This is a genomic window from Pseudomonas inefficax (genome assembly GCF_900277125.1).
Classification (GTDB): domain Bacteria; phylum Pseudomonadota; class Gammaproteobacteria; order Pseudomonadales; family Pseudomonadaceae; genus Aquipseudomonas; species Aquipseudomonas inefficax.
The window spans coordinates 1-1286 of sequence record NZ_OPYN01000115.1; the positions used below are offsets into that span (position 1 = coordinate 1).

The 1286-nt window shown below is 66.6% G+C and carries 1 protein-coding gene and 1 pseudogene; both read left to right on the forward strand.

All coding sequences use genetic code 11. From position 1 onward, the window contains the following. Window positions 1–597, forward strand: a pseudogene (locus JV551A3_RS14260) (DUF3300 domain-containing protein); the annotation flags it as partial. Next, window positions 594–1286, forward strand: a 693-nt coding sequence (locus JV551A3_RS14265; protein ID WP_133978823.1) for a DUF2950 family protein, incomplete at its 3' end; no start/stop codon positions are given. The pseudogene JV551A3_RS14260 and the gene JV551A3_RS14265, both read left to right, overlap by 4 nt.

The following is a 1286-nucleotide window of genomic DNA, read 5'->3' on the forward strand; positions in this document are numbered from 1 at the left end:
AACCAGAACAAATGGCAACACAACGCCGCCAACCGCGACGGCGTACCGTACCGCGACTCCCGCAGCCGCCAGCAGTACGGTCGCCAGCTGGACGGCGCTACCCAGCGTACTGCCTTCCGCGGTGACGACGCCCAGCGCGCCCAGGCGCGTGACAAGGCCAGGGCGTCGATGGACCGGGCTGGCATCGAACGGCCAGCCACCAGCAACCGCCAGGCTCGCCAGCAGATGCGCGAGGCACAGGCGGGCAATTCGCTCGGCAACCGCATGCAGCCCCGTAGCGACAACCCGAGGGCAACCGACCGCCGACAGGAAACCCGCAACACCCAGGCTCGGCAGCAGAACAACCAGGTGAACCCGCGCAGGCAGGGCGAAGGCCAGGGGCGGCAGCTGGCGCAAAACCGGCCTTCCAATACCGCCGGCCGGGCACGTAACAATGCTTTTGACGGCGTGCGTTCACCCTCGCGCACCAGCGCGCAGGCCAATCGCGGTCGCACCAGCCAGTCGTTCGCCCAGCGCCCGAGCGCATCGCGTGCCGCCGGGCACCAGATTTCCCGGCCCAGTGCGCCCGTACGCCGCGGGGGAGGGGGCCGCCGATGAACCGTCAATCGATAGCGGCACTGGTGATCGCAGCCGGTATGGCCTGGTCAACCCTGGCCGCTGCGCAAGAAGTCTTCCCGACACCGGAGAAGGCGGTGGAATCCTTTGTCGCGGCACTGGGCGAGGAGAAACCTGATGAAGCCCGCCTGGCCCGATTGCTGGGCGATGACTGGCGTACCTACATACCGCGCGGCGGTGTGCAACGCAGTGACGTTGACTCCTTCCTGGCGCAGTATCGCGCGCAGCACAGCATCGACATGTCGGGGGCAAACAAGGCCATCCTCGCGGTGGGCGGTGATCACTGGACGTTGCCCATTCCATTGACCAAAGGCGACGAGGGTTGGCGTTTCGACCTCAAGGCCGGCAGCGCCGAAATACGTGCCCGGCGTATTGGCCGCAACGAACTGGGTGCCATGCAATCAATGCTGGCCTACCACGATGCGCAGATGGACTACGCCACCCAGGACCACAACGGCAACGGTGCGCTGGAGTACGCGCAGAAGATATTCAGCGAGCCAGGCAAGCATGACGGGATGTACTGGGACGAGGACGGCGATGGCCAGGTCAGCCCGCTGGGTCCGCTGTTCGGCCAGGACATGGTCGGCGACGCCTGGTATGGCTACCACTGCCGCATCCTCGGCGCACAAGGCCCATCCGCCCCCGGCGGTGCCTACAGCTACCTGATCGGT